General features: G+C 40.8%; 6 protein-coding genes. 2 read left to right on the top strand and 4 right to left on the bottom strand.

Annotated features, from left to right (window positions below; all coding sequences use genetic code 11):
* Positions 1–295: 295 nt before the first annotated feature.
* Together F607_RS0122290 and F607_RS0122285 are read left to right on the top strand one after the other, a co-directional pair.
* Positions 296–553, top strand: coding sequence for a type II toxin-antitoxin system Phd/YefM family antitoxin (locus tag F607_RS0122290; RefSeq protein WP_027709843.1), 258 nt, complete (start codon positions 296–298; stop codon positions 551–553).
* Complete coding sequence (locus F607_RS0122285) at positions 553–843, top strand: type II toxin-antitoxin system RelE/ParE family toxin (RefSeq protein WP_027709842.1); 291 nt, start codon at positions 553–555, stop codon at positions 841–843. The genes F607_RS0122290 and F607_RS0122285 overlap by 1 nt, the downstream gene beginning before the upstream one ends.
* 75 nt (positions 844–918) lie before the next feature.
* On the opposite strand, the gene F607_RS0122280 is transcribed toward F607_RS0122285, so the two are convergent.
* The 4 genes from F607_RS0122280 to F607_RS0122265 form a co-directional block, all read right to left on the bottom strand.
* A complete protein-coding gene (locus tag F607_RS0122280; RefSeq protein WP_027709841.1) occupies positions 919–1,443 on the bottom strand; it encodes a hypothetical protein in 525 nt (174 codons plus the stop codon).
* Between the two features lie 85 nt (positions 1,444–1,528).
* On the bottom strand, positions 1,529–2,752 hold the full coding sequence (locus F607_RS0122275; protein ID WP_084611375.1) for a leucine-rich repeat domain-containing protein: 1,224 nt from the start codon (positions 2,750–2,752) through the stop codon (positions 1,529–1,531).
* Between the two features lie 3 nt (positions 2,753–2,755).
* Positions 2,756–6,631, bottom strand: coding sequence for a mS35 family ribosomal protein (locus tag F607_RS0122270; protein WP_027709839.1), 3,876 nt, complete (start codon positions 6,629–6,631; stop codon positions 2,756–2,758).
* Positions 6,632–6,660: 29 nt separating this feature from the next.
* Positions 6,661–8,244, bottom strand: a complete 1,584-nt coding sequence (locus F607_RS0122265; protein ID WP_027709838.1) for a hypothetical protein — start codon at positions 8,242–8,244, stop codon at positions 6,661–6,663.
* Positions 8,245–9,020: the final 776 nt, after the last annotated feature.

Here is a 9,020-nt window from a genome sequence, read left to right as displayed (position 1 = left end):
ATTGTAGAGCACTAGGAATTACGCACCAACTGCAACCAAATTTTCTCAGGAAGTAGCGGATGACCCCATTGTAGAGCATGAGCAGTTATACACCAACAGCAGCATATCGATGTAATTGGTGGATTTACATGGTAGTAGATGCAACCTGTTGCACCTGCTTAAAATACTGGCTTACAGGCTAGGTACAATAGGTTGCACCTAGAGAGGAGTCTAGCTATTTTCCTTTGGCTAGACAGATACCTCGGAAAGGGTTAAATTGATTAAAATAGTCAAATTGATCGATATGAGGTACACAATGGAAAGTTTGAATGCGAGCGAGGCGAAACGGGAATTCGGCGAGCTACTGATTAAAGCGCAGTATGAGCCAGTAGGAATCAATAAGAACGGTAAACCAGTTGCTGTAGTGATGTCTGCGGCAGAGTATGAGGCGCTTGCAAGGCTTAAAGAAGAAAGCTTAAGAGCAGCTATCCATGAGGGTTTAAAGGACCTTGATGAAGGTAATATAGTTGATGGTGAGTCAGTGATTGAGCGCTTAAAAAGTAAGGTGGTGTAGTGAGTAGTTTTAAGTTTACTGCAAAAGCCGAAGTTGATTTAGAAAGTATCGTTGACTACACAAGAGAACAATGGGGACAGCAGCAAGTACATCAATATCTGGATGGGTTTATGGAGTTGTGTGGAGCACTTGCTGATAGGCCCTCACTAGGGCTAAGAAGGGATTCTCTAAGCTCTGGCCTACGCAGCTTTCCCTATGAAAGTCATATCTTATACTACCAGGCACAATCACATGGAATCACTGTGGTCAGAGTCCTTCATAAGCGCCGAGATCCTGTTAAGCATCTTTAACTATTAGGTGCAACCTATTGCACTGAGCTACTTCCACTACTGTAAGTTACTCTGGGTTGATAAGACTTAAAATAGTTATGTCTGAACCAAGTTATTAAACTTTGTAAATCGCTCATCATGGGATAAAGCTTGATTTTCTTCCAGCTTACAAAACTGTCTAAAGGCTAGACTTTCATAACCATCACGATAGAGCTTTACTACATTATGTTCAGTGGGCTTTAATACTTGGGTTTCTTCGATAGACTCGCGAAATAGTTTTTTTAATTTGCTTTTAGATAACCCTTTATTTTCAGGCAGCTTACAGAAGTTTTTAAATGCGAGGCTTTTATAGCCAGACTGGTAAAGCCGGCTAACATTCTCTGGTGTTGGTTCTATTCCTTCAACACGAAGCGCTGTGGGTTTATTACTAATCGCACCTTCATCGACTTCCTCTGCAGAAACCTCTACGCCTTCAATAGCACCTTTATATCGATGCATTAAGAGTATAAATATGAAGCTTTGAAACAAATACTTTTGATCAAAGTATGCGCCATACAATGAAGCAATAAATCCGATAGTGACAAGGATAAAAGTTAACTTACGAGGATATTTCTTTTTCATACTATAACTTTCTCAAACGCCCAAAGAGAGCCATCTACTCTCTTTGAGTTGCAATGAAGGGATACATTAATTCAACAAAAGTGGCTTATTCGAATACGGTAACGCCTCGGTCTCTTAAAAGACGTATGACACGCTCTTTCTCTGAAACTTTGAGCGTAGGCTGATTTGAAGGCCTAACGGTTTCAATAACATCTTCGATCGATAGCGTCTCAAGTGTATCTGAGGCTTTTTCCAAGCCTTTCCACTGACGTATGGGGTTTTTATCTAAAGTTAAACTGGTTAACTTGGGTAAGTGTTCAAGCCCTTCTATTTTTGTAACTTTATTATTTCTTAAAGTGAGCTCTTCTAAATTTGGAAAATGCTCTAACCCCTGTAAGGACCTAATGCCTTGACGGGATGGGTTAAAGTAGTTTTTAAGCCCAAGTCTTTTCAAGCTCTCTATTTTAGGTAGCTGGCTTAATTTATAAAGGTCACTGTTAAGAATAATGTATAACCCTTTAAGATTAACTAAAGAACCGAAAATCTTATAGTCATTCCAATCTTTATCCAGATGAACGAATAAGTATTCAAGCTTATCTAGCCTTTCCAAAAATGAAAGATTGGGGGTTATATTCCCAAACATACCTAAGCGCCTCAATGATTTTATATCGCCTAGCTCGCTTAAATCTTGGATATTATTACCACTTACATTAACCACCTCTAGTTTCTTTGAGTTTTTTATCCCTGCTAGATTAACTGTAGAATTATTACTTATATTTAAATATTTCAAACTCTTTAAATTGTTTAACTGTATGTTTTTTATCTTGTTATCCAGTATAGTCGCAAAAACTAATTTTGAGTTTGATAAGGAAATATCATTATTTATTTCATTGTCGCTGATATTTATATAAATCAATTGCTTAAAATGACTAGCCTCATCAAAATGTAAGATTTTAGCACCTGAAAATAACACTTGTATCGTTTTAATCTTACTAAGATGACTAATATCAACGGATATAGCATCTGATATTCTGGCAGCAAAAATATCACCTTCACTATTGGCAACAAAACAGTTATTACAAAAAAAGTCCTTTACAAAAGGTGCACTATCATTTGGGCCAAATTCCACTGTAGGGTTCATCTTATCTTGCGATAGTACTTTATATTTTGCATAGAAACGATCATTATTGTTTTCATCAATCGTTATTGCATCTTTAATTGCCTGCAAATGCTCAGGATTGACCTTATCGGCTTTAATTTCGATATCAAGAGCCTGAACGTTCAGTGAACAGAAAAATAGAATTGTTATCAACACTCGATAATTCATCATTCATTACCTGTTGTATTCAAAGTCGTGATAGAAATACTCATAACCCCAGGATTGACGGCCTAAGCCACCATAAGCATTATGTAAGTCTTCAGGGTAATCTCTATCTGGTATAAATGCGGCGTTTTCCAGTAGATAGGTGATATCGGAGCATGAGCGTCCCGACTGAAAGCGCCTGTTAGGATTCCTTTCAGCCTCAGCTTTTAAGGCTTTATAGTACAAAATTATACCTGATGCACTCATGGGGCGCTCAGCAATAGATTGCCTTGTTGACACTTTTCGACCACTCAAGGGGATGGCAACCATATTTTCTATTTGAGCGTGATTGAAGCCCGCCCGGTGAAGCGGAATAATGGCTCGCCAGTTCAAGCGTCCCCAGTATTGATCATCTTTTAAGAGTGCATCTGCAGCTTGCATGAGCTTATTCGCGTTCTCAGCCCCTTCTAAAGCGCGGAAGCTGCCTTGACCTGTCAACTCTTTAAAAGAGTCCAATTTGTTCACATTAGTCCATAACTTTATCAGTGCTTTATAACTACCTGACTGTGTCCACATCTCCCAAAGATCATCACCATGCATAATGAGTAGTGTTGATACAAATAGAATTGTACCAATCACAATCAACGGTGTACTTAACGTTCCTAATGTCACACCCAAAAACTTAGACGTTGCCAGAAAAAGACTTTCTTTAAAGGCAAAACCAAGTAAATAGGCAAAGCTTGATGCCAGGCTAATACTTGCAACGAGGTTTTCTTTACCAGATCGTTCTTCCCAGTGATACGCTAAGTCCATAGCGCTAACAATAACACCAAGGAGCATCGTCAAAGTGGCAAATCCATTCAGTATTTTTGTTAATCCTTCATTGAAGTCACTTATTTTAAGAAGGCTTAATGAGAACTTAATATTTTTTACTACGTTATCGATAAGCGATATATGGTTTAACGAGGCTTCAAGAAAAAAATGGATTAAATTATCCTGCGCATCAGCGTCACGAAAATCTTTCTCTACAGTGGCATAAAAATCACACAGGTTTTCTACTGCTATAGATGTATTTAATATATTCAGTGTACCTCGATACACTTTAAATGTAGTGGTTTTTTGGATATTATTTGAGAGTAAATCTGCAAATCCTTGGTCAGGCTGCTTACCTTTCGGTAATCCTTGAAAGCTTCCCTTTAATTCCTTGCCAAATAGGCTTGTGATGACACCTTCGCTAAACTGCTTACCACTTCGCATGATCATGGTCAGGTGAAGTGCCTTCAAACTTTTTCGATTGACTTGATGTGTGCGTGACTGTGTTAGAAACCCGCCGATATTACTGATAGACAGTAAAAAACGAACATGAAAAGTCGAGGATTTATCGAGGTGTTTATACAAGTGCAGGTTTACATAGGCTGCATAAGTATCTAGTGCAACCATCAGCACAGGAGGAGGACCAGGAATATTATTGACCCAGCTATTGAGAAAGTCTTTACCGGTCTCCTTATAAAAATCATAAAACGATCCAGATGCCTCTCCGCAGTAATCTAGCATGAGCGATAAAGGGCCGATTTTTCCTTGGTTTTCTTGAGCATCCTGTTCAAACTTAGTGTTGGAGTTATCTGCATCAACTTGAGATAGTTTATCTACTGTAACGCGTTTAAAGTAGGACGTTAACTTTGACGTGTATGTCTTATTTTTAAATTTAAATTGATGTGGAGGTCTTTCTGCATTTTCATCTGGGTCAAAAAAGCTTCTTTCTGTAAGGTATTTAGCCAAATCTCTATGCCCCGCGACCCCTTCCATCACAATAGGAATTTCACGCTCACCAATGGTTTGACCGAGGTGTGTTGCGGCCAGGACATCATAGGCTTTTGAAATCGTATCAAAAATATGAATCCAAAATGGCTCCGCTTGCATATAAGGACCACCCGGTTTGCCTTGCTTGGCATGATCCATATACAGTTTTAACTCTGCCTGAAAAGCGGGTGAGCATAGCAGGGTATATAACTTTTCAGCTTTAATATGCAGCTTTTGATTGGTTTCTTTTAAGCGGTAAGACAGTGTAGTGGTCTGATTTAAAAAGCTGGTTTGTTCTTTTACAAAGGCTGCAAGCTTTGAAATTGCTTGATGTGTTTTGAGTAAGTGGGCTTCAGCAGCAACACTGTCTGGGTGTGAGTAATCTCGAAACAGGTAATGATACTGACTTAACTCAGCCATTTGTTGTAATGTACTTTGTGCGGCAAAGTAGGGTGCTATTTCTTCCTGCTGGGCCTTTTGTAGCTCAACAATATCATCTATCGCAATGCATAACCGACGATCCCATTCAGGAAGCGTGCAGTGCAGTTTGAGTGTCGCCGTTTTATAGCGGTAGTAATCTTGGAAAACAAGCTGCTCACCTTCTGTCCACTCAGCTTCGGGCTTTCCTTTCCAGGCCACCTGTTCAGCCTTTTGTGGGCCTTCATGAGTTGGAGGAGACATAGTGATGTATTGATCAACAGGCTGAGTGACAAAGGGGCCACGGTTGACCGGGTATAGCATGAGACCATAGGGACGATCAGCACGAAACGTCATGGAGAAAGGCTTTTCCTCAATGTCTTGTGTTGCGCTGTAACGTTCACCGCTTGTGATTTCTTCAATTTGGCTCAATTGCTCTACGAGCTGCTTTGCCTGTTTTCGGTTGTTGTTGTAACTCAGTATATCGGCAAAAACCTGATTATCGATGGAGATAAAGCTTGCTGCGGCTTGCTTGTCACTGTTATCAGGAGACTCAATCGCAACGGCTTGTGCTGCTGAAAAAGTAGCACCACGGAGTTCCCCATTAGATACCATCGGCCAGAGTGTATTGCTTACATTAAGGGTACTTCTGCTTATTAGGGAAGGCTCAACCAGCGAAAAATCCAGTTCAGGTTTAACACTCAGCTGCTGGCTCGCTAAATTGATTCCTAGCGTGCGGTTGCCTGGAATATAGTTCTCGCCCCCCATGACATAACCATTTTCATCAGTGCATGAAACTTGTAATGCCGTATAGTTCCACTCTTTATCTGTTGCTGATTGCAGGTTTAACTGCTGGTTATTATCTGCATCATACAGCCAGTGAAAAAAGCTACCATTTCGAACGGGTTCACTCGGATCATCCGCATAGACAAGACGCAAATAAAAACCTTTATTCATGCTGACATAAGGTGTTACCGCTTCATCAGGTTGATCAAAGTCGGGCACACTGATGGAGCGAACCCAAGTGTAGTCTGCAATATCTTGTTCAGTGATAAGACAGTCACTACAATCGTCTTGTAATTCGGGAAATTGCTGATAAAAACTCTGTGCTAGCAACCAGTATTCTTTGGCATCTTGCTGATACTTATCTTGGCGTTCCGTCCAGTTTGTTATAATACGCTCATTTCTCAAAAATTTTGTATCATACCTATCCGAAACAGAAACGAGCATTTTACGTTGAAGTGTTTTGGCCTCATCAAGACTGCGCTGGATAATACGTGCAGCACTTTTCATATTTTGTGCTGCAATCCGAAAACGCTCTAAAGCTTCAAGTAGATCTTTACGTCTTATGGTTTTGTTTTTCGCTAAAAAGGCTTGAATATGCGTGTCATCATAAGCTTTTTGATTAAGCTCTTTAATCTTTGCGTTAAATGCTTCAACCGCTTTTTTATTCAACGGTCTACGCTGGCCTAAATACTTGTGAAACTGTTGCTTTGGGCCTCTTTTATGTTGTTTAAGACCAGCTTCTAACTCACGCATTCTATTCGCTAAACGCAGCGCAAGCCCGTTTTCTCCCTGCCGTTTGGCTTCGACAATTTTAAACCCAAGATCATTAATTTTTTCATAAACCTTTGCATATTCCTGATCAAGATTAGTCATATGCTGAGAATGAATTTGCTGTTTTTTCATAGCGACTTCTTACACTGCCCTGATATTGTTTAACGCTGTTTGTCCTTAAGCAACAGATACCAGTCTTCGCTTTGTACGGCATTCAGAGACTGGTAGTCGTCAATGGCTGAGCACTGTGTCTGGCGCTCTGTAGCTTGTTTTGAAAAAGGGAAACAAAGGTTGTTTAAGGCAGCTTGCTGACCTTCTTGGGTTTCCTGTGGTTCCAAGTCGCCTAAATGAATGCAGTCAATGAACACGGCTCCATTGTGGGGGTCTGTGTATTCTAGTTCCGCGAAAGGATTGAGAACGGGTATTTTGGCTTCAAGCAAACCATCACCATCGGTAGCGCCTGAGTTTGTCCATGATTTATCCGCACTTCCGCCATCAACGGTAATTGTATATGAGGCACCAGGAAGCTTTTTACCGTTATCATCCAAAAGTTGAAGGCGTAAATAAATATAAGGCACATTATTCAAATAGACGACAGGGATTTTATGTGGACGATTACGGTCCAGATAGCGTGCTGAGTCAACCGGTTTTTTCTGGGAGGCATTGTCTTCTTGTGACATCGTGTTAGCCGATGTTTGATCCATTAAGGCAGGCGCAATAGGACCAACATCTCCCTCATTCAACTCAAAATGCTGGCTTTGCTCATACACGGCAACGCTATCAACCGGTGTCGCTTGCTCATTTAGCAAGTTGGACTGGGCTTCAAGTTTGTCAATCTGAGACCAGGATAACTGTCGTCGGCTAAACAACATTTTTATCCCTTTATTACCTTGTTGCACCTCACCATTAAGCTTATAAGGCAACCAGATTGTATCGTAAGCGGTACCCAGCGCTTTACGTACATTAGGGTCAGTTAACCCTAAGCGGCTGTGACGAGCATTACGATAAAACGCCAAGCGTGTATCACGGTAGGTTTGATTTTTAGTAACCTCCAGCTCACGCCACAGTTTGTCTTTCCAAAACACATAAACCCAGCCACCCTCTTGCAAGATATCAGATTCTGGACGGACTTTTTTCTCAGTAATATAACCCAGTGGTTTCACAGGAATAATAATCGTGTCCCAAGGTGCTTTTTCGGTTTCCTTGGGTACTGGCTGAGTTTGGTCAATAAGCGGTAAGAAAAGTGGTGGCTCACCTTTACTATGCATGGCAATACGAATGCCGAGTTCCCGAGGAATATTCTGAAGATTATTAAATTCCACTAGACTGCGATAACGGTCGCCGTCCTTAAAGTGAGTGACTGCAGCTTTTAGATCAAGCCCTTGTTTACTGTCTTTATTCGCGCCCAAATATAGTCTTTGTGATCCACTATGCTGAACTCCTGCAACCTCAACCACAATTTTATAATTCACATCAGGTGAGGTATCTGGCTCAGGTACGGGAGGCACGACACGATCCAAGATGGGTGGTGTTTTCTCTCGTATCACATAAGGTAGCAGCGTTCTACCTTCGTCAATTTGCTCTAAACTCCTGACGTCATCCCATACCGATGTACCCAATTCAGGGTCACCATAGATTGACATGGTTTCATCCGCTTCCCAGTAACGGTCCTGGGTAATGTCGTAAGAGGAGTCTTCCTTTAATCGCTCCCCAAAGGGGCGTGTATCAAGCGGTTTAAAACGCATGTAGCCTGTCTCACTTACATCGGTCTGAAGCAGATATTTTAAGTTTTTTAAGTAAACACTGATGTGCCAAGCTCACAAAATATAGTTACTGGTTTAAGCTCCTTCTCATATTTTTGTCAGTAATGGGTGTTTATAGCTGGCTGAAAGCATCCTCACATTAATCGCTATGGGCTACAGTGGTAGTCTATAGATGGCTTCTACTGTATTCCGTTAAGCAGGATTTATATAAGGGAATACAATGTCTAATTATCTTAGATAACAGCATCTATTATGTAGAGTTAAAAGGTTGGATTCATTGCTCCGTTAATAAGTTATCAAGACGACAATTGAAATGTGCCCTCTCGGCAACTGTGTGTAGTTGGGTAGAAAAACTTGCTTTTACACACCTTCACTGAGGGGACACGGCCTTACAATGCTTTTCTTATCTAGGTTGCACCTATTGCACTTATTGAGATTTCTTGGTTGACCTATCTATCTTAGAATGGAAGCCCAAATAGGTTATCAGAGGAGCTGTTAGGCTCTCAGAGTGTAATTTGAGGCTGTGAGGTGTATTGGAGTGGGTATCATGTAATGAGGGCTTAGAAAGGCTTGGGAGAGCTGGAAATGGAAGATAGGCAAATGGCAATTGGTTTTGTTGATCTTGGTATGAATTGGCAATGAAAAACAAGGGATTGGTACATGCTCATAGGTAAAATCATATACACCCCCAGAGTAATACAAAGGCTTGCACCCCCATAGTGGCGAGTTTATGAGTATTGCGTTGAAAGTAGTCACTT

Origin of the sequence: Zooshikella ganghwensis DSM 15267, from assembly GCF_000428585.1 — a bacterium.
Lineage (GTDB): Bacteria > Pseudomonadota > Gammaproteobacteria > Pseudomonadales > Zooshikellaceae > Zooshikella > Zooshikella ganghwensis.
The sequence above is the reverse complement of the archived record's forward strand: the minus strand, read 5'-3'. Positions and strand labels throughout refer to the sequence as shown.

Coding starts and splice junctions, on each gene's coding strand:
- F607_RS0122290 (WP_027709843.1), top strand. CDS start 296: ATGGAAAGTTTGAATGCGAGCGAGGCGAAACGGGAATTCGGCGAGCTA.
- F607_RS0122280 (WP_027709841.1), bottom strand. CDS start 1,443: ATGAAAAAGAAATATCCTCGTAAGTTAACTTTTATCCTTGTCACTATC.
- F607_RS0122275 (WP_084611375.1), bottom strand. CDS start 2,752: ATGATGAATTATCGAGTGTTGATAACAATTCTATTTTTCTGTTCACTG.
- F607_RS0122270 (WP_027709839.1), bottom strand. CDS start 6,631: ATGAAAAAACAGCAAATTCATTCTCAGCATATGACTAATCTTGATCAG.
- F607_RS0122265 (WP_027709838.1), bottom strand. CDS start 8,244: ATGCGTTTTAAACCGCTTGATACACGCCCCTTTGGGGAGCGATTAAAG.